This window comes from Geobacter sp., from assembly GCF_030834625.1.
In the GTDB taxonomy this organism is placed as follows: domain Bacteria; phylum Desulfobacterota; class Desulfuromonadia; order Geobacterales; family Geobacteraceae; genus Geobacter.
Genome location: NZ_JAUQXO010000045.1, coordinates 111,183 through 131,891 on the forward strand (window position 1 = coordinate 111,183; position 20,709 = coordinate 131,891).

The 20,709-nt window shown below is 62.6% G+C and carries 13 protein-coding genes; 11 read left to right on the top strand and 2 right to left on the bottom strand.

The genetic code is table 11. The features are described 5' to 3' along the window. The 7 genes from RCH91_RS12065 (at nt 1) to RCH91_RS12095 (ending at nt 10,362) form a co-directional block, all read left to right on the top strand. Nucleotides 1-3,201, top strand: a complete 3,201-nt coding sequence (locus tag RCH91_RS12065) for an efflux RND transporter permease subunit (RefSeq protein ID WP_373694385.1) — start codon at nt 1-3, stop codon at nt 3,199-3,201. Next, entirely contained in the window at nt 3,194-4,642 is a 1,449-nt protein-coding gene (locus tag RCH91_RS12070; protein WP_306535208.1) for an efflux transporter outer membrane subunit, read from the top strand. The genes RCH91_RS12065 and RCH91_RS12070 overlap by 8 nt, the downstream gene beginning before the upstream one ends. A gap of 214 nt (nt 4,643-4,856) precedes the next feature. Continuing rightward, entirely contained in the window at nt 4,857-5,798 is a 942-nt protein-coding gene (locus RCH91_RS12075; protein WP_306535209.1) for a hypothetical protein, read from the top strand. A gap of 57 nt (nt 5,799-5,855) precedes the next feature. Continuing rightward, nucleotides 5,856-7,021, top strand: a protein-coding gene (locus RCH91_RS12080) for an IS3 family transposase (RefSeq protein ID WP_373694384.1) whose coding sequence is annotated in 2 segments (ribosomal slippage) — nt 5,856-6,123 and nt 6,123-7,021 — 1,167 coding nt in all. Because the reading frame shifts where the segments join, the coding sequence is not laid out codon by codon here. A gap of 17 nt (nt 7,022-7,038) precedes the next feature. Beyond that, the gene (locus RCH91_RS12085; RefSeq protein ID WP_306535211.1) at nt 7,039-8,190 is read left to right on the top strand and encodes a hypothetical protein; all 1,152 of its coding nucleotides are present in this window, start codon (nt 7,039-7,041) and stop codon (nt 8,188-8,190) included. Between the two features lie 162 nt (nt 8,191-8,352). After that, the gene (locus tag RCH91_RS12090) at nt 8,353-9,501 is read left to right on the top strand and encodes an FKBP-type peptidyl-prolyl cis-trans isomerase (RefSeq protein WP_306535212.1); all 1,149 of its coding nucleotides are present in this window, start codon (nt 8,353-8,355) and stop codon (nt 9,499-9,501) included. A 99-nt stretch (nt 9,502-9,600) separates the two neighbouring features. Continuing rightward, nucleotides 9,601-10,362 (top strand): tetratricopeptide repeat protein, encoded by a 762-nt coding sequence (locus tag RCH91_RS12095; protein WP_306535213.1) that lies wholly within the window; start codon nt 9,601-9,603, stop codon nt 10,360-10,362. A gap of 177 nt (nt 10,363-10,539) precedes the next feature. Here RCH91_RS12095 and hslO read toward each other — a convergent pair whose 3' ends face one another. Both hslO and RCH91_RS12105 read right to left on the bottom strand, forming a co-directional pair. Beyond that, nucleotides 10,540-11,454 (bottom strand): Hsp33 family molecular chaperone HslO, encoded by a 915-nt coding sequence (hslO, locus tag RCH91_RS12100; protein ID WP_306535214.1) that lies wholly within the window; start codon nt 11,452-11,454, stop codon nt 10,540-10,542. A gap of 3 nt (nt 11,455-11,457) precedes the next feature. Continuing rightward, on the bottom strand, nt 11,458-13,830 hold the full coding sequence (locus RCH91_RS12105) for a DUF3656 domain-containing protein (protein ID WP_306535215.1): 2,373 nt from the start codon (nt 13,828-13,830) through the stop codon (nt 11,458-11,460). Between the two features lie 169 nt (nt 13,831-13,999). Here RCH91_RS12105 and RCH91_RS12110 point away from each other — a divergent pair, with 169 nt between their 5' ends. The 4 genes from RCH91_RS12110 to pdhA all read left to right on the top strand — a co-directional run bounded on the left by RCH91_RS12110 (nt 14,000) and on the right by pdhA (nt 20,623). After that, nucleotides 14,000-15,820: a KUP/HAK/KT family potassium transporter gene (locus RCH91_RS12110; protein WP_306535216.1), complete on the top strand. Its 1,821-nt coding sequence runs from the start codon at nt 14,000-14,002 to the stop codon at nt 15,818-15,820. Between the two features lie 18 nt (nt 15,821-15,838). Continuing rightward, entirely contained in the window at nt 15,839-17,656 is a 1,818-nt protein-coding gene (locus RCH91_RS12115; RefSeq protein WP_306535217.1) for a KUP/HAK/KT family potassium transporter, read from the top strand. A 147-nt stretch (nt 17,657-17,803) separates the two neighbouring features. Continuing rightward, nucleotides 17,804-19,558, top strand: a complete 1,755-nt coding sequence (gene acsA, locus RCH91_RS12120) for an acetate--CoA ligase (protein ID WP_306535218.1) — start codon at nt 17,804-17,806, stop codon at nt 19,556-19,558. Between the two features lie 63 nt (nt 19,559-19,621). Next, on the top strand, nt 19,622-20,623 hold the full coding sequence (pdhA, locus tag RCH91_RS12125; RefSeq protein WP_306535219.1) for a pyruvate dehydrogenase (acetyl-transferring) E1 component subunit alpha: 1,002 nt from the start codon (nt 19,622-19,624) through the stop codon (nt 20,621-20,623). Nucleotides 20,624-20,709 lie beyond the last annotated feature (86 nt).

Consider the following 20,709-nt stretch of genomic DNA (forward strand, 5'->3'; position numbering starts at 1 on the left):
CTGACCATGGCAAGCTTCTTTATTGATCGGCCAGTCTTTGCCGCAGTCATCTCCATCATCCTGGTGCTGGCGGGTCTGGTGGCCATGAAGGCGACACCCATCGCCCAGTACCCGGACATTGCCCCGCCGACGGTGCAGGTAAGCGCCGTCTACCCAGGGGCCACCGCCGAGGTCATCGCCAATACCGTTGCCGCACCCATCGAGCAGCAGGTGAACGGCGTGGACAAGATGAGTTACATGTCCTCCACCAGCTCCTCCACCGGCAACATGACCCTGACCGTCACCTTCGAGCCGGGGACCGACCCGGACATGGCCCAGGTGAACGTCCAGAACCGGGTCAGCCAGGCGTCGTCCAAGCTTCCCGACATCGTCAACAAGCAGGGAGTGACGGTGGAGAAGCGCTCCCAGGCGTTCATGATGGTCATCAGCTTCTACTCCCCCGATGAGCGCTACGACCAGACCTACCTGTCCAACTTCACCAACCTCTACGTGCTCGACGCCATCAAGCGGATTCCCGGCGCCAACCTCTCCACGATGTTCCCGGTGCCGGACGTCGCCATGCGGGTCTGGCTGAAGCCCGACCGGCTTGCCCAGCTTGGCATTACGTCCCAGGATGTGACCGCGGCGATCCAGCGCCAGAACAAGGCCTACGGCGTCGGCCAGGTGGGGCAGTCGCCGACCACCAAGGGGACCCAGCAGTCCTTTGTCGTCACCACCCAGGGGATGCTCACCGACCCGAAGGAGTTCGACAACATCATCATCCGCGCCGCCAGTGAAGGTGCCGCCATTGTCCGGCTGAAGGACGTGGGACATGCGGAGATGGGGAGCAAGGATTACTCCATCGCCACCAAGGTCAACGGCAAGCGGGCCTGCTGCATTGTCGTTTACCAGCAGCCGGGCGCCAACGCCATTGAGACCTCCAAGCAGATCCGCAAACTGATCGATGACCTGAAAGGAACATTCCCGGCCGGACTTGAATACAAGGTCGTCCTCGATACCAGTAAGTTCACCGAGGCATCCATCGAGAAGGTGGTTCATACCTTCTTCGAGGCGGTGGTGCTCGTGGTGCTCGTGGTCTTCCTCTTCCTCCAGAGCTTCCGCGCCACCATTATCCCGGTCCTGGCGGTCCCTATCGCCATCATCGGCACCTACATCGGCATCAAGATGCTGGGCTTCTCCACCAACATGCTGACCCTCTTCGGCATGATCCTCGCCATCGGCCTCGTGGTCGACGATGCCATTATCGTCGTGGAGAACGTGGAGCACAACATGCACGCCCTCCACATGTCCGCCATGGAGGCATCGAAGAAGGCCATGGCCGAGTTGGCCGGGGCGCTGATTGCCATCGTCCTCGTTCTCGGGTCGGTCTTCCTGCCGGTGGCCTTCCTGGGCGGCATGACCGGCACCCTCTACAAACAGTTCGCCATCACCATTGCCATCTCCATGGTCCTGTCGGGGGTGGTGGCGCTCACCCTGTCTCCGGCCCTGGCGGCGCGGATCCTGAAACCGGGGCACGGAGAAAAGAAGGGATTCTTCAAGTGGTTCGAGGCGAGCTTCGAGAAGCTCACCAACGGCTACGTGTCCGGGGTCCGCTTTCTGGTCGGCCACAAGCTGATCGGCATCGCCATCTTCGGCGGCGTCATTGCGGCGGTGCTCTTCCTCTTCAAGGTGGTACCGGGAAGCTTCGTGCCCGAGGAGGACCAGGGGTACATCTTCGTGGCCAACATGATGCCCGACGCGGCAAGCTTGGAGCGGACTACCGCCGTCAGCGACAAGGCAGTCGCCCTGTTGAAGCAGAACCCGGCCATGGGGGATATCGCCCAGCTTGACGGCTACAGCATCATCGACAGCCAGAACAAGACGAACGCCGCCCTCATGTTCGCTTCCCTCAAACCCTACGAGGAGCGGAAGGGGAAGGAGGGGACCGCCTTTGCCGTGGTGGCCGACGCCCGCAAGAAATTCGCCTCCATCAAGGAGGGACTGGTGGTGGCACTCAACCCGCCCTCCATTCCCGGCCTGGGCACCACCGGCGGGTTCGAGTTTTACATCCAGAGCAAAGGATCCGGTACTCCCCAGCAGTTGGAGGCAAAGATCAAGGCCTTTATCGCCAAATGCAAGGAGCGGAAGGAGCTGGCAACGGTTTCATCCACCTTCTCCGCCTCGCAGCAGCAGCTCTACCTGGACCTGGACCGTGCCCGGGCAGAAACCCTCGGGGTACCCGTGTCCGCGGTCTACGAGACCCTCCAGTCCTACTTCGGCTCATCCTACGTGGCCCAGTACGTCCAGTTCGGCCGCATCTGGCAGGTCATCATCCAGGCGAACCCCGAATACCGGGACGCCCCTGAGGACTTCTCCCAGATCTTCGTCCGCTCCAACAGCGGCAGCATGGTGCCGCTCTCGGCCCTTACCACGAGGCGCTATACTCCCGGCCCGAACCTGTTGACCCGCTTCAACGGCTTCCCTGCCGCCAAGGTTACCGGGGCGCAGGCACCGGGCTTCAGTACCGGTCAGGCCATTGCCGCCATGGAAGAGACAGCCAAGGAAGTGCTGGGGGAGGGGTATGACTTCTCCTGGGCCGGCCAGGCCTTCGAGGAGAAGAAGGCCGGCGGGACCTCGTCGGCAGCGTTTATCTTCGGCATTATCATGGTCTTCCTGATCCTCGCCGCCCAGTACGAGAAATGGTCGCTCCCGGTGGGGGTCGTGCTGGCGGTGCCGTTCGCAATCTGCGGCGCCCTGTTCCTCACCTGGATCTGCAAGCTGGAGAACGATGTCTACTTCCAGGTGGGGATGGTGACCCTGGTGGGCCTGGCAGCCAAGAACGCGATTCTGATCATCGAATTCGCCGCAGAGAACGTCCGCGCCGGGATGGCCCTGGATGAAGCGGCCATCGAGGCGGCACGGATGCGCCTGCGCCCCATCGTCATGACCTCGCTGGCCTTCATCCTCGGCTGCGTGCCGATGGCCATCGCCACCGGCGCCGGCGCCAACAGCCTGCGGGCCATCGGCACCGGCGTCATCGGCGGGATGCTCGCCTCGACCATCGTGGCTTCCTTCTTCGTACCGCTCTTCTTCGTGGTGTTGGAGGGCGCAACCGGCATCTTCAGTCGCCGCAAGAAGGGGGCGGTGGCTGGGGCAGGGGAGGGGCATCCGCACGGAGGGACAGGCGGTTCCGATGAGGAAGGAGGTGCGGGCCATGCGTAACGCGATCATCGGTATGATTACTCTTCTACTTGCGGGGTGCGCAGTGGGCCCCGACTATGTGAAGCCCCAGATCGTTTCGCCTCCGTCCTGGCGGATTGACTACCAGGGGGCTGCGAATCTGGCCGACACCGCTTGGTGGGAGCAGTTCGGCGATCCGGCGCTCAACACCCTCATCGAGACGGCGCTCAAGGAGAACCGGGACCTCAAGGCCGCCGCGGCACGGGTCGACCAGTTCCTCGGGCAGCTGGACACGACCCGATCGCAGTTTTTCCCCCAATTCGGCGCCTCCGTAAGCGCCGCGCGGCAGCGTGACACCGAGACCGGTCCCGTGCCCCGCCACAGTACCACCTACGACTACTACCAGGCCGCCCTCAACGTCAACTGGGAGATCGATGTCTGGGGCCGCATCCGCCGTGCCTCCGAATCGGCCCAGGCCCAGGTGCTTGCCACCGAAGAGGGGCGCCGGGCGGTGGTCCTCACGCTCGTCAGCAGCGTGGCCAATAGCTACATCGTGCTGCGGGGCCTCGACCGGCAACTGGAGATTGCCCGGGAGACGGAGCAGGCCTATGGCAAGTCGCTCAAGCTTTTTGGGCTTCGCCATGAGTACGGCACCATCTCGCGGGTGCAATTGAGCCAGGTCGAATCCCAGTACGAGATCGCCCGCCAGGCGATCCCCCAGCTGGAATCCCTGGTCAGGCAGCAGGAGAATCTCATTTCGGTCCTCCTGGGCCGCAACCCCGGCCCGATCCCCCGTGGCAGGACCATCGACGAGCTGTCCCCGCCCGGAATCCCCGCCGAACTCCCCTCGACGCTTCTGGAGCGGCGCCCCGACATCGTTCAGGCCGAACAGAACCTCATCGCCGCCAATGCCCAGATCGGGGTAGCCAAGGCACTCTATTTCCCGGTGATATCCCTCTCTGGCCTGTTGGGGACCGCCAGCGCCGATTTTTCCGACCTGTTCGAGGGGCCATCCAAGATCTGGTTCCTTGCCGGCGACGCTCTTGCTCCCATCTACACCTTTGGCGCCATCTCGGGACAGGTCAAGAGGGCCGAGGCGTTCCAGCACGAGAGTCTCTACCAGTACGAACAGACGATTCTCACCGCCTTCCGTGAAGTTGAGGATGCCCTGGTGAGCACCACCAAGGGAAGGGAACAGATGGAGTCCCAAGGGCGACAGGTCAAGTCCCTCGGCGATTACGCGCGGCTGTCGCGCCTGCAGTACGAGGGGGGCACCGTCAGCTACCTGCAGGTTCTTGACGCGGACCGTTCACTCTTTTCGGGACAGCTCTCCTACGTGCAGACCCAGACCGGTGTTCTTACCTCCCTCGTTAACGTCTACAAGGCGATGGGGGGCGGCTGGGTGACCGAGGCCGACCGGCTTACCGGTATCGGTCCGGTCGTGCAGGCCGCCGGACCACGGCTGGAGACGGCTGCCCGTTAGCCAATTCTTGCTGGCAGAGGGATGAAAGTGTCGTCACCAGTGGCGAATTATTGTGAGTGAGCCCATGAGCCAGCACCTGTCTGGCATAGTGCTGCCCGCTGCACGTAACAGAGCGGTGAGCGAAGCTCCGTTTACGCCGGTGCGTGTTTTCGTCTCGCTGTTTCTTGTATCTGTTCTCGCGGGCGCAGTTCCTGCCTTTGCCCAAGTTTCACCATTGAACAAGCTGACCGACGCTGAGCAGAAAGAGGGGAAGGGTGCTTTGGCCTCGGTCAAGGAGCCAAGCCCGTCGGAACTCCGCGCCCAGTTGACTGGTGACCTCAGGGAAGCGCAAGCGCTGCGCGCCCAGTTGGAAAGAGGCGCTGCTTCTGAAGGGGCTCCGGCAGGCATAACCTTGCCGGAGCAGGAAGAGAAGCGACGCCTGGTGGGAAGCCTCGTTACCTTTTTGCAGGCACGGCTGAGCTATCTTGATGAGCTCGAAGAGGTCCGTTCGTCGCGCACGGCCACCGAACGGAAGGCAGCCTCCTGGAAGGGCTTTTCGGAAAAGCCACCCTATTCGATTCTCATGATTGACACGTTGCGCGATACTGCGGATTCGGTCCAGGTCATGGTCGATGGTCTGGAATCTTCCCGGGAGATACTGCAGCGTGAGACGCTGCGCCAGCAGGATGCGGTCAAACGTGCGGAGGAGGGGAGTCGGCTCGCGGTTGACGCAGTGGTGCGCGCCAAGTCGACCGAGGAAACCATACAGGCCACCTGGAGAAGAGACCTGGCCCAGTTGCGCGCCCGGGTAGCAATGGCATCCCTTGTCGTCGGAGCCCTACGGGTAGACGTGATCAAGGAGAGGATTGCCGCGGCCAGGTCCGAGCTTGGGTTTCAGGAGCGACAGATTGCCGAGGCGGGTAAGAATGTCAGTTTCACCCGGGAAGACCTGACCAAGGTTGTGGAGCGGTTGCGGACAGAGCGAGCGAAGCTTGATGAGGAACTTAAGGGTGCCGTTGATCGCGATGTGCGGTTTAGTCTGAACCTCAATGGCGCCCGGAAGGAACTTGAACAGGCGCGAACTGAATCGAAGCCGGATGGCCGACGTATCCAGCTTCTTGAGGCGAAGGTGCAGGCCGCCCAGGCGTGGTCTGATAGCGGTCGGGACGAAAACTGACGTATCCTGAAGACAATGGACACTCCCACTTGGTAAACTACCGAGAGGGAGGGGAACATGAAGAAGCAGCAACGTTACACGCCAGAGTTTCGAGCAGAGGCGGTCAAACTGGTAACAGAGCAAGGGCTGTCCCAAAAGGAAGCTGCAAAGCGGCTGGCAATCCCCAAGGGGACTCTGGCAAACTGGATAGTGGCCAGCAAGGCTACCACCAGCCCTTCGGCACCCGGGGCGTGTTCAGCGGCAGATCTGGAGGCTGAGAACACCCGGCTGCGTAAGGAACTGGCTGAGGCCCGCCTGGAGCGTGACATCTTAAAAAAAGCGACGGCGTACTTTGCCAGGGAGTCGCTGCCCGGTACGCGTTCATGAAACAGTGGCGACTCCAGTTTCCTATTACCACCATGAGCCGCCTGTTTAACGTGTCACGCAGCGGTTTCTACATCTGGTTGCGCCGAGAACCCTCGCGTCGTGCCCTAGAGGACGAACGCCTCAAGGTAGCGATCAAGGCGGCCCACAAACGCACTCGGGAAAGCTATGGTGCGCGGCGGTTGCAGCCGGAGTTGGCGGCAGATGGTTTTGTTGTCGGGCGCGACCGCATAGCCCGCTTACGCCGGGAACTGGGGCTGCGCTGTCGGCAGAAGCGCAAGTTCAAGGCTACCACGAATTCGAAGCACAGCTTGCCGGTGGCGGAGAACCTGTTGGATCAAACCTTTACTCCCAGCGCCCCCAACGAGGTCTGGGTTACCGACATCACCTACATCCCCACCGGTGAGGGCTGGCTTTACCTTGCAGGGGTAAAGGACGTCTTTACCTGCGAGGTTGTCGGCTACGCCATGGCCGCGCGCATGACACAGGAGCTGACAGGCCAGGCGCTTTTCCGCGCGGTGCAGCAGAAACGTCCTACCGCCGGGCTGATCCATCATTCGGACCGTGGTAGTCAATACTGCTCCCACGAATATCGTAAACTTCTCGAGCAGTTCGGCATGACGCCGTCCATGTCGCGCAAGGGCAACTGCTACGATAACGCGCCGATGGAGAGTTTCTGGGGAAGCCTCAAGAACGAACTTGTGCATCACTGCCGCTACGCAACCCGGGCTGAGGCCGAGGCCTCTATCCGGGAATACATCGAGATATTCTACAACCGCCAACGACGCCACTCGCGCCTTGGCTATCTGGCCCCGGCCGTGTTTGCCCTGAACTTCTGCACAAACACGGCCGCCGCTTGAGTTGGGAGTGTCTACTATTGACAGGACACCTCAATGACCCGTTTGGCTGGCCGCTTTCGCTGTCTCGCCTCGCGTTGAAAAACCTCGGCGGCGTGGACTACAGCCCGGGCGGCCACCTTGCGACCGACGGATTCGCCCAGCCCGCCACCCCCGGAAATCCGCTGCCCACCTTCACTCCAACCGCGACCGGCACCGGAGCCGACTACTTTGTTGACGCCAGTGGCGGATTGTTCGACCCCACCGCCCAGGACCAGCAGATCAACTATGGATATGGGGAGGAGCCCAATAATCCGCTTCTGCCTCCTCACTTGGCGCCGTGGGCCAACAACATCCCTGTGGGCGACGAGTCGAACCAGGATGAACTGTTCTTCGGACTCAACACGCTCATGCGGGAACCGATGCTAGAAGGATTCGTCGATGCGTGGGGTCCTTTCAATCCCGCGGCCGTCATCGGCGAGGCCTTCAACAACGCGAGACAACCCGAGATGGCGGCGTGGCCCAACGTTAACCGGGTGAACACACAGGGCGCTTTCAAGGCGGCTCCGCTGCGCCATGTGGCCAGAACCGCCCCATACTTCCACAACGGCGGCAGGCTGACCCTGCGCCAGCAGCTCGACTTCTACATGAAGGGCGGCGACTTCCCGCTCAGCAACTCCGCGCACCGGGACTTCCTCATCATGAACCTGGACCTTGAGGACGAAGCCTTGGGCGGCTGCATTGTCACGGCGACCGGCCGACCCGTGCCCCCGGACCTCACCACCGGCATCTGTCCTGCCGACAGCGCGCCGGAATTCACCGAGACCCAGAAAGAGGAGATCAGAGTCGCGGTAATCGACTTCCTCCTCGAACTCACCGACGAGCGGGTGGACTTCCAGCGCGCTCCCTTCGACCAACCCGAGATCTTCGTCCCCTTGGACGGCAAGGCCCCGGACAATGGCCTTCTGGCTGGTGCAGTCGTCGCCGGTCGGCAGGGCTTCCTGAACAACACGGCTGGCGAATGCGATGCCACCGACCTCAGCGCTGGGCCGTGCTTCCGCCAGGTTCCGGTGACGGGCGCCGCGGGTGTCGGGACTCCGACCCCGAACTTCCTCGGGGTCACGGACGGCCCACGCCTGGTCGGAGCTGCCGCAAATTGCGGTGCCGCCCCGACCAATCACTACTGCCACTAGGCAGGACTCTCTCTGCTCATCCCCTCCCTACCCGGGGAGGGGGTGGGCAGAAGACGTTATCAGTCTGCGGCAAAGATCCACGGCTGCAACCTGTCTGCTTACGGTGGCCGAAAGATTTTCGTCACGGGTTTTTTTAATGATGGAGAAAGGAACATAAAAAACATGAAAAGTACTTTTGCAGTGTTCACGAGAACTGTCCTGATCCTGGCGCTCGCCAGTCCGCTGTTCTCCTTTGATGAAAAAGCCGCCGCTGAGGACAAACCGCTTCTCCAGGACCAGAAGGCGAAAAAGAGCTACGCAGTGGGCCTTCAACTGGGCAAACAGATAAATGCGTCGGCGCCGCTGGAGCTGGATGCCGATCTGGTCTCCCGTGGAGTGAAGGATGGCTTGGCAGGAGCCGAGCCCCTCCTGACCGACGCGGAATTGAAAACTACCATGGAGGCGCTCCAGGCTGATGCCCGGACGAAACAGCAGGAGCTCCTCAAACAGACCGCGGAGAAGAATAAGACGGCGGGCGAGGCCTTCCTGAGCGCGAACAAGGCGAAGGAGGGCGTCGTCACCCTGGAGAGCGGTCTCCAGTACAAGATCCTGAAGGCTGGTGACGGGAAGAAGCCCACCATTAACGACACGGTGGTCTGCCACTACCGCGGCACTCTGATCGACGGCACGGAGTTCGATAGCTCAATCGCTCGCAACCGGCCGGCCACGTTCGCCCTCAAGCAGGTCATCAAAGGCTGGATCGAGGCCCTTCAGCTCATGCCCGTTGGGTCTAAGTGGCAGCTCTTCATCCCGCCCAGCCTTGCCTACGGCGAGAAGGGCCCGCTCGGCACAGGGCGCAGCAAGATCGGACCGAACGCCACGCTCATCTTCGAGGTGGAACTACTCTCCGTCCAGGACACCGTGGCTGCTGGCGCTGCGGCCGCAGCGGACAAAGGCGTCTCGGCGATACAGGTTGCCTTCAAACTGGATCCCCAGCTCACGCAGGGGCTGTACATGGGAGAACGCTGGGTCTCGCCACCCACTTATACCACCACTCTGGAGACCGTCCAGGCCAGAGCCCAGGCTGTCGATTCCAAGGGAAGGCCAACGAACGCAGACCTCAAATGGATCCCATCCGATCCCGAGATGCTGACGGTATCGCCCAGCGAGGGCCAAGAGGTCAAGATCGCCGTGAAACGCGACGGACAGAGCACGCTGAAAGTTGCATCACAAGGGGTTTCCAAGGAGTTGCTGATCAAGGCAAAGCATGAGGGCAACTCCATGCATATTGAGATATCTGGCGCGCAAGTCGCGAATGAGCCAAAAAGATAGATTAAGCTACAGCTTCGGCTACGAAACAGGCCGCTGTGGCTAGCTCAAAAAACCCCAATCCCATATGAAGTTCGTCTTTTTTGAGAAGGACCATGGACTATGAAAAACAGCGTGATTAAGCCAATCCGGATAATCTTTCCACTCGTTTTTTTCTTTCTCTTCCCTTGTGCCTGTACCCAGGAAAAACAGAGCAAGCCGGAAAATGCCGAGTCTTACAATAACCGGGCGAATGCCTATAGCCAAAAAGGTCAGTATGATCAGGCAATCGCGGATTACAACAAGGCTCTCGCGATCAACCCAAGGTATGCCGCGGTCTACCTCACCCGGGGTGTTGCCTACGGGAAAAAAGGCCAATATGATAAAGCGATCGCTGATTTCAATAAGGCCGTTGAGATCGACCCTAAGAATGCCGGGGCTTACTATAACCGGGGAGTTGTCTATGAGGTTAACCACCGGTATGATCAGGCGATCGCTGATTATACCAAGGCCCTGGAGATCAACCCGAGCTATGCCGGCGGTTACCACAACCGGGGAGTTGCCTATGGGAGAATAGGCCAATTTGATGAAGCGATCGCTGATTTTACCAAGTCCATTGAGATCAACCCAAAGTATGCCGGGTCCTACTATAGCCGGGGAAACGTGTATGGTAAAAGAGGCGAATATGATCAGGCGATCGCTGATTTTACTAAGGCTCTAGAGGTTAACTCAAGTTATGCGGTAGCCTATTACAGTCGGGGGAGGGTTTATTATCTCAGGAAAGAATTCGGCAAATCCATGGAGGACGTTAATAAGGCACAGGCTTTAGGCTATAACATACCCGCTGAATTTCTTGGCGATCTTCATAAGGCTTTGGAAAAGTAAACGGCGGTTGAATTCACGCCCACAGGACGTGGCTTTGCCTCCACAACCTCACAGCCCAACTGACCAGTATGTGCGGCAGGTTTAATCGGGGCAAATGCACCTTCGCTCGAGAAGTAGATCAACGGGGCATCGTTGGATTTTAGCAGTGACCTGTGAAATCCCCCTGATTCTTCGGCCTCAACAAGCTTCCCCGGACATCATCTCATCAACTATTCTCTGAAGCTCCTCCCTAGAGAAGCTATAGCGCTCCCGGCAGAGTTCGCAGGTCACCTCGGCTCCTCCCTGTTCGTTCATGAGGGAGGCAAGGTCGTCGTGGCCGAGCGAAACGAGGACCCGCTCGATCCGCTCCCGGCTGCAGGAGCAGACGTAGGCCAGGGCCCGCTTTTCCAGGGTGTCGAAGGGGATCCCCTCGAAGAGGTGATCCAAAAGCCCCTCGGGGGTCTTCCCCTGCCGGAGGAGCTCGGTGACCGACGGCATGGCCCCGATCCGGGCCATGAGACGGTCCACCAGCTCGTCGTTACAGGGGGGGAGCGACTGGATGAGGAACCCGCCGGCGGCGGCGATGGCGCCGTCCGGCTCCACATAGACCCCGAGCCCCACTGCCGACGGCACCTGCTCCGAGTCGGTCAGGTAGTAGGCGAGATCCTCGGCGATCTCGCTCGTGTAGAGGAGGACCGTCCCCGTGTAGGGCTCCTTGAGCCCCAGGTCCTTGGTGACGGTGAGAAGACCCGCGTGGCCGATGGCGGCGGCCACGTCCAGCTTGCCGTCTTCCCGCAGGGGGTTCACTTCAGGATTCCCCACGCAGCCGCGGACGGCGCCGTTGGCATCGGCCTCCACGAGGACCTTTTTCAGGGGGCCATTCCCCTCGAAGCGCAGCGCCACCCGCTGGCCGGTCTTGAGGAGCGCCCCCATGAGGGCCCCGCCGGTCATGGCCCGGCCAAGGGCCGCCGAGGCGGTGGGCCAGGTCCCGTGGCGACGGCAGGCCTCCCCCACGAGATCGGTGGTGACGCATGCCAGGGCCCGGATGCTGCCGTCCCGGGTGATGATCCGGACGAGGTAGTCGGTGATGACTGATTCGGTGCTGTTTCCCATTCTTTATACCAATCCCATGACAAAATTGAATTCGCTCGTTCCCGGCATTCCCTCGCCCCGGGCGAAGGCGTCGAGGATGGGGCGCCACCGCTCCCGGGGCGCCTGGGAGAGATCCACCACGAAGGAGCCGCATCCCGCCTCCTGGAGCCGGGCCCGGAAGTGGGTGACGGAGAAGCGGACCGCCGGGGTGATGGTGGTGAGGTCGCCTCGCACCACCACCTCGTACTCCTCTCCCCGATCGGAGACCAGGGGCGCGTCCCCCTTCACCCCCTTGATGGCGACGCGGGTGGTCATGGCCGGCACCCCGCCGTAGACCAGGACCCGGCGTCGCACCGGCACCGAAGCGCCCAGGAGCGCCGCCATGTTGTCGGCATCGTCCTCGATGTAGAGGGTGGAGGCGGTCACCCCCAGCTCGTGCCAGGCCAGAAGGGCCTGGGTGTTGAGGGAGAAGAGGCGGTAGTCGGTGGAAAGCTCCACGTCCCGCCCCGTGAAAAATGCGAAGTGGGAGAGGTTCGAGAGCTCGAAGCGCCGGAACCCCTGAGCGGTGAGGAGAGCGACCGCCTCCTGATAGAAAGGGAGGTCCGCGTCGAAGATGATGAAAGGGAGGTGCCAGATGACCCGCCCCTCGTCCCCCCGGAGCTTGCGCGCCGCAAGGGGCACCTGGTGCATGTTGGCCCGGGAGATTGGGAGGATGACGGCGTCTACCCCCTGCTGGCGGAGGATGGCCGTGTCGCGCAGGTGCTCGATCCGGATCACCACCTCGGCCTTCCCCTCGCGCCGTGGATGCCCCGGCGGGACCAGTGAGGCCAGTGCCCGCTTCCGCGCATCGGCCCTGCGCCGGGCAGCGCCGGCGGCCACCTGCTCGGCCAGCTGGCGGTAAAAGTCGCGGCGGATATCCTTGAGCCGGGCCGGCGGGATGAGGACCGCCGGGAAGCCGGGGGCGGCAAGGGCCGTCAGGTCGAAGGGGGTATCGCCGGTGCGGGAGAACTGGGCCCGGAGAACCCCGGCCATGTCGCTGGTGGTGGAGGGTTCCAGGGTGCCCACGGGAAACCCGGCGGTGACTGCTTCGCCGGCGGCCCGGGCGGCGATCCGCAGGGTCCCATCGGCCAGGGAAAGCTCCAGGCTGCAGGGGATCTTTCCCGGCTTCACCGCATCGAGGCGTTTCAGGCAGGCGTTCTCGCTCATGGTAAAGGCGGTCTCGGAGGAGACCTTGAAGACCGCGTCCCCCGCCTTGAAGGTGAAGGGGGAGACCACCGTGACGATGCTCCGCTCTTTGGCCGACTTCACCCGTTCCTTCCCCAGGAAGATATCCTTCACCGTGAAGGCCTTGCCGGCCATGTCGCTCTTGGGCTGCACCCGGACCCGGTCGCCGACGAAGAGGCGGTCCTTGGTCTCGAAGGTGATCCGGTCACCCCGTACGCTCCTGACTTCGCCGAGAAACCGGCCCGTGGCTCCCCGGAGGGTCGGGGTGGCGATGTCGGTGGGGGTGCGGGAGGCCATGAACCCCTTGGTGGGAACCCGGCCGAAGGAGAGCTTCAGGAGCTCCTTCGCCTGGGCCACCGCCTCGGCCCGCTTGCGCTCCGGAGCGTCCAGGACCCGGCGGTAGGCCTCCACCACGCTCGCCACGTACTCGGCCGACTTCATCCGCCCCTCGATCTTCAGGGATGCGATCCCGGCCGCGGCCATATCGGGAATGAGCTCAATGGTGGAGAGGTCGTTGGTGGAGAAGTAGTACCCTTCCTTTCCCCGAAGGCGGTACTGGCGGCGGCACGGCTGGGCGCAGCGCCCCCGGTTGCCGCTGTGCCCCCCGAGGAACGACGAAAAAAAGCACTGCCCCGACACGGCGAAGCAGAGGGCGCCATGAATGAAGCACTCGATCTCCACCCCCGACTCCCGGCTGATGGAGCGGATATCGTCGATGTGAAGCTCCCGGGCGAGTACCACCCGCTCGAACCCCATCTCCCCCAGCATGCGGGCGCCGGGGAGGTTGTGGATGGTCATCTGGGTCGAGGCGTGGCGGGGGAGCCCGGGGAAGTGGTCCCGGATGAGGCGGGCCACCCCCAGATCCTGGAGGATGACGGCGTCGGCCCCCATGGCCTCCAGGGCGGCGAGAGTCTCCACCAGCTGGGGCAGCTCCCCCTCCTTCACCAGGGTGTTGAGGGTGATGTAGACCTTGCGGCCGAGGCCATGGGCGTAGGCCACCATCCGCTCCATCTGGGAAAGGGAGAAGTTCTTCGCCTTGGCCCGGGCCGAGAACTCCCTGAGCCCCGCGTAGACGGCGTCGGCCCCCTTCTCCATGGCGGCGAAGAAGGCCTCCAGGGAGCCGGCAGGGGCGAGAAGTTCCGGTTTTTTCGGCTGTTCGTACGGTTTTGTCATCCATTCAGACTACCCGAAGGGGGGAGGGAAGGTCAAGGGGATTGCCCGGAACAGGGGCTGGTTTGCGCTTGTGCCCTGGTGTGCTAAGTGATATAAGGTGGCCGGTTGCGGCACAGCGGCGCGAAATACGGTCTCCAGGACCGATGGATGCGCCCGGGGAGAAGCGCTGATGAGGCATGAGCACAGGGAATCGTTCTGGGGTGGAATTATTAAGTCGATGGGGCTCGTTTTCGGCGACATCGGCACAAGCCCCATTTATACCCTCACGGTTATCATGACTCTCACGAAGCCCGATGCGGAGCACGTCCTCGGTATCCTGTCGCTCATCGTCTGGACCCTCATCATCCTGGTTTCCGTGGAGTACGCCTGGCTCGCCATGAGCCTCGGCCGCAACGGGGAGGGGGGGACCATCGTTCTCAAGGAGATCCTGACCCGGCTCCTGAAGTCGGGACGCAAGATTGCCTTCGTCGGGTTCCTCGCCTTCATGGGGGTCTCGCTCCTGCTGGGCGACGGAATCATCACCCCGGCCATCAGTATCCTCTCCGCCGTGGAAGGGATGCGGCTCGTCCCGGGGTGGGAAAACCTGGCCCAGGGGCTCCTGATCTTCGTGGCGGCAGTCATCGCCGTCGTTCTCTTCGTCTTCCAGTTCAAGGGGACCGACAAGGTGGCCGGCGCCTTCGGGCCGATCATGGTGGTCTGGTTCGCGGCCCTGACCATCTCGGGGGTCGTGTCGATTATCGGCACTCCGGGGGTCGTCAGCGCGGTGAGCCCCCACCACGCGTTCCACTTCCTCTCCCACAACGGCCTGGCCGGGTTCTTCATCCTCTCGGAGGTGATCCTCTGCGCCACCGGCGGCGAGGCCCTCTACGCCGACATGGGGCACCTGGGGAGAAAGCCGATCATCCGGGCCTGGTACTTCGTCTTCTGCGCCCTGGTCATCAACTACCTGGGGCAGGGGGCCTTCATCCTGCGCAACCCTCACGAAACGAACATTCTCTTCTCCATGGTGAAGAGCCAGGTGCCGATGCTCTACATCCCGTTCCTCTGCCTCACCATCATGGCAACCATCATCGCCTCCCAGGCCCTCATCAGCGGGGTCTTCTCCATCGTCTACCAGGGAATCACCACCCGGATTCTCCCCCTCATGAAGGTGGATTACACCTCCACGCAGCTGAAATCCCAAATCTATATCGGCGCGGTCAACTGGTCGCTGCTGGTGGCGGTCATCTTCATCATGATCGTCTTCCAGAAGTCTGAGCACCTGGCCGCCGCCTACGGGCTGGCGGTCACCGGCACCATGTTCATCACCGGCATCATGATGACCATGATCTACGCCCACACCACCAAAAAGTGGAAGGTTCCCATCGCCCTGGCGGTGACCATCATCGACCTGGCCTATCTCCTCGCCAACTTCTACAAACTTCCCCACGGCGGCTACTGGTCGCTGATCCTCGCCTCGCTCCCCCTGGCCGTCATGATCATCTGGACCCGGGGCCAGCGGGCCCTCTACCTGGCCCTCAAACCCCTGGACATGGACACCTTCCTCCTCTCATACGGGCAGATCTATGCCAAGGGGCACAACATTCCCGGCACCGGCCTCTTCTTCGTGAGGGAGACGCCGGTGGTCCCCCCCTATGTGATCCACTGCATCATCCGGAGCAATATCATCTACGAACGCAACGTCTTCGTCTCTCTGACCCGCACTGACGAGCCCTTCGGAGTCAAGGCCAAGCTCACGAAGGGTATCGGAACCGGGCTTGACGGCTTCGAGATCCGCGCCGGGTACATGGAGGTGGTCGACATCGAGAGACTCCTCAAGAAGAAGGGGATCGAGGAAAAGGTCATGTTCTACGGCATCGAGGACATCGCCACCAACAATCCCATCTGGCGCGTCTTCGCCACCATCAAGCGCCAGACCGCCAACTTCGTCCAGTTCAACAAACTGCCGGTCAGCAAGCTGCAGGGTGTTGTGACGCGGGTCGAGATGTAACCGTGAAAGGGTCCGGACATGGAACAGCATAAAGGCGACGTCTCCCTGAGCGGCATCGTCAAGGCCCTGGGCCTCGTCTTCGGCGACATCGGCACGAGCCCCATTTATACCCTCACCGTCATCTTCACCCTGACGCAGCCGACCCGGGAGAATGTCTTCGGCATCCTGTCGCTGGTCTTCTGGACCATGACGATCCTGGTGACCGTGGAGTACGCCTGGCTCGCCATGAGCCTGGGGCGCAAGGGACAAGGGGGGGAGATCGTCCTGCGGGAGATCATCATGAAGCTGGTGAAGACCGGCCGACTGGTAGCCTTTGCCGGTTTTCTCTCCTTTGTGGGGGTGTCGCTGCTCCTGGGTGACGGGGTCATCACCCCCGCCATCAGTATCCTTTCCGCCGTGGAGGGGCTCCTCCTGATCCCCGGCCTCGAAGGGCTCTCCACCGGGACCCTGGTTGCCATCGCCGCAGCCATAGCCATCGGCCTGTTCTCGGTCCAGTTCAAAGGGACCGACCGTGTGGCCGGCGCCTTCGGCCCGATCATGGCGGTCTGGTTCGGCACCCTGGCCGTCACCGGCGTCGTCTCCGCCCTCTCCATGCCGGAGATCGTTACGGCGATCAATCCGTGGCACGGCATCTCCTTCTTCCGCGACAACGGCCTTGCCGGCTACTTCGTCCTCTCCGAGGTCATTCTCTGCTCCACCGGCGGCGAGGCCCTCTACGCCGACATGGGACACCTGGGACGCCGCCCCATCGTCAAGTCCTGGTACTTCGTCTTCGTGGCCCTCTACCTGAACTACCTGGGACAGGGGGCCTTCGTCATCGCCAACCCCGGAGCAAAAAACCTCCTCTTCGGCATGGTCCAGAGCCAGGCGCCGCTCCTCTATATCCCGTTCCTGATCCTCACCATCATGGCCACCATCATCGCCTCCCAGTCGATCATCAGCGGGGTCTTTTCCATCGTCTACCAGGGGATCACGACGCGGCTCCTGCCGCTGATGCGGGTCGACTACACCTCCCGGGAGATCAAGTCCCAGATCTATCTCGGGGCCGTCAACTGGTCGCTGATGGTGGCGGTCATCCTCGTGATGCTCCTCTTCCGCAAGTCGGAGAACCTGGCCGCCGCCTACGGCATGGCGGTCACCGGCTCCATGACCATCACCGGGATCATGATGATCATCGTCTTCGCCCACACGACGAAGAAGTGGCGGGCCCTGGTGGCCCTGGCGGTCACCCTCATCGACCTCGCATACCTCGTTTCCACCTTCTCCAAGATTCCCCACGGGGCCTACTGGTCCCTCATCCTGGCGTCGATACCCTTTGTCACCATCATCATCTGGACCCGGGGGCAGCGCTCCCTCTACCACGCCCTGAAACCTCTCGATCTGGAAACCTTCCTCCTCTCCTACGAGCAGATCTACGCCAAGGGCCCCATCCGGGGGACCGGCCTCTTCTTCACCCGCGAAACCGACGTGGTCCCCCCCTATGTGGTCCACTGCATCATCCGGAGCAACATCATCTACGAGCGCAACGTCTTCATCTCTCTCGTGGTGACCGACGAACCCCTGGGCGTCGAGACGGCGCTGACAAAGGGGATCGGACCGGGGCTCGACGCCTTCCGGATCGAGGCGGGCTACATGGAGGTGGTGGACATCGAGGCGCTGCTGAAGCAGAACGGCATCCAGGAAAAGGTCATCTTCTACGGGGTCGAGGATATCTCCACCCGCAACCCGGTCTGGCGGTTCTTCTCGGTCCTCAAGAAACTCACCCCCAACTTTGTCCAGTTCCACAAGCTGCCGGCCAGCCGGCTCCAGGGAGTGGTGACGCGGGTGGAGATGTAGGGCATCATCTCCACCCGCCGAACCAATCCCCTCCCCCCTCCATTGACAAGCACACCATACGCCTTAGAATTACTTTACAAATTCCCCATCTGAACAGGTGTCACTCCCTATCCCCATCCGGGTCCCGACTTTTCCGGAGGTGGTACCATGGGTTTCCCGCCGATCACCAAAACCATCGATCTCCTCCCGATCCGTCCGAATCTGGCGGACTACGAGGCAACCTGCGCCTCCTTCTCCTGGGAGGAAGTCCGTCGGGAACTTGCGGGCCTGCCGGAAGGAAGAGGGCTCAACATCGCCCACGAGGCGGTGGACCGCCACGCCGACGGCCCTCTCTGCCATAAACTTGCTTTCCGCTGGCTCGGCAAGGACGGCACGATCCTCGATCTCACCTACGGGGATCTGAAGGAAGGGAGCAACCGCTTCGCCAACGTCCTTGCCGATCTCGGGATACGAAAAGGGGAGCGGGTCTTCGCCCTGGCGGGTCGTATCCCCGAGCTTTATATTGCCGCCCTGGGAACCTTCAAGAACGGGAGCGTTTTCTGCCCCCTCTTCTCCGCCTTCGGGCCGGAGCCCATCTGTCAGCGCCTCACCCGGGGAGACGCCCGGGTCCTGGTGACCACCGAGCGGCAGTACGCAAAGAAGGTGGCAGGTCTGCGGGAACGGCTCCCCTCTCTCGAGTACATCCTCCTGACCGATGTCGACGAGCACCGGGGCAACGGGGTTCTCTCCCTTCCCCGGCTCATGGATGCCGCATCCACCTCGTTCACCATCCCCCCCACCGACCCGGAGGACAGCGCCATCCTCCACTTCACCAGCGGCACCACCGGCATGCCCAAGGGGGCGGTGCATGTCCATAACGCCATCCTCACCCATTTCATCACCGGACGCTACGTCCTCGATTTCCACCCCGACGACATCTTCTGGTGCACCGCCGACCCCGGCTGGGTGACCGGCACCTCCTACGGCATCGTCGCCCCCCTTGCCCACGGCATCACGAGCATCATCGACGAGGCCGACTTCGACGCGGAGCGGTGGTACCGCATCCTCCAGGAGCAGCGGGTGACCATCTGGTACACCGCGCCGACGGCGATCCGGATGCTCATGCGCGCCCCCGAGGAGCAGCGCCGGCGGTTCGACTTGAGCGCCCTGCGGCTTGTCCACAGCGTCGGCGAGCCCCTGAACCCCGAGGCAGTGATCTGGGGGGAGCGGGTCCTGGGCCTCCCGATCCACGACAACTGGTGGCAGACCGAAACCGGCGGGATCATGATCGCCAACTACGCCGCCCTGGAGATCAGGCCCGGCTCCATGGGGAAGCCCCTCCCCGGAATCGAGGCGGCCATCGTCCGGCGCCTGGATGACGGAACGGTGGAAGAGGTGACGGAACCGGACGTGGAAGGAGAGCTGGCCCTGCGCCCCGGTTGGCCCTCCATGTTCCGGGAGTACCTCCACGACGAGGAGCGCTACCGGAAATGCTTTGTCGGCGGGTGGTACATCACCGGCGACCTGGCGCGCAGGGACGCCGACGGCTGGTTCTGGTTCGTGGGGCGGGCCGACGACATCATCAAGACCGCCGGTCACATGGTGGGCCCCTTCGAGGTGGAGAGCGCCCTCATGGAGCACCCGGCGGTGGCCGAGGCGGGGGTCATCGGCAAGCCCGAGCCGGTCATCGGCGAGATCGTCAAAGCCTTCGTGGTGGTGAAGGCGGGCCATGAGCCCTCCGAGGAGCTGCGGCTGGAGATCCTCGGCTTCGGCCGCACGAAGCTCGGCTCCGCGGTGGCCCCCAAGGAGATCGCCTTCATCGACAACCTCCCCCGGACCCGGAGCGGCAAGATCATGCGGCGGCTCCTGAAGGCGCGGGAACTGGGGCTTCCCGAGGGAGACACCTCGACCCTGGAGGCGTAGGGGCGCTGCTTGCCGCGCCCTGATTGGGCGGAGCAAGCGCCGCCCCTACGAACGGATGTAACCATGACGAAGAAATCGATACAAAAGACCGCGACCCTCCTCACCGACCGGGACCACGCCCGGCACCTCCTCCGAAAGATGATCCTCATCAGGCGCTTCGAGGCCAAGGCGGCGGAGCTCTACAGCGCCACGAAGATCCGTGGCTTCCTCCACCTCTACGACGGCGAGGAGGCGGTGGCGGTGGGGGTCATGGCGGCCCTCGCCCCTGAGGACGCCGTGGTGGCTACCTACCGGGAGCACGGGCAGGCCCTGGCCCGGGGGGTGAGCGCCCGAAGCATCATGGCGGAGATGTACGGGAAGCTCGAGGGGTGCAGCCGGGGGCGCGGCGGATCCATGCACCTCTTCGACGCCGCCACCCGGTTCTACGGCGGCAACGCCATCGTCGGCGGAGGGTTGCCGCCGGCCCTGGGGCTGGCCCTCGCCGACCAGATGCAGGGAAGGATGCGGGTCACCTGCGCCTTCTTCGGCGATGGGGCAACGGTGGAGGGGGTCTTCCACGAAACCCTGAATCTGGCCGCCCTCTGGAAACTTCCGGTCCTCTTCATCCTGGAGAACAACCTCTACGCCATGGGAACCGCCATCTGCTACGCCCAGGCGGTCCCCGAGTTTGCCCAGCGGGTAGCCTCCTACGGGATCCCCCTCGAGGCGGTGGACGGCATGGACGTCCTGGCGGTGGAGGGTGCGGCGAAGAAAGCGGCAGCGTTCGTGCGGGAGGGAAACGGCCCCTCCTTTCTCGAATGCCGCACCTACCGTTTCCGGGCCCACTCCATGTTCGACGCGGAGCTCTACCGGAAGAAGGCCGAGGTGGAGGAGTGGAAGAAGAGGGACCCGATCCCGGCCTTTTTCGGGCTCTGCAGGGAGCAGGGGATACTGAACGACACCGACCTGGCGGAACTGGAGCGGGAGGTGACCGCCGAGGTGGAGGATGCGGTGGCCTTCGCCGAGGCCGGGACCTGGGAGCCGGTGGAAGAGCTGGCGCGGTTTGTCTATTCGGAACGAAGGTAAGAATCTGGAATAACACGGAGCAACGGAGCAACGGAGAAATCAAGACATTAGCGCACAATCCCGCCTAACCTTAGGGAAGTATTTCT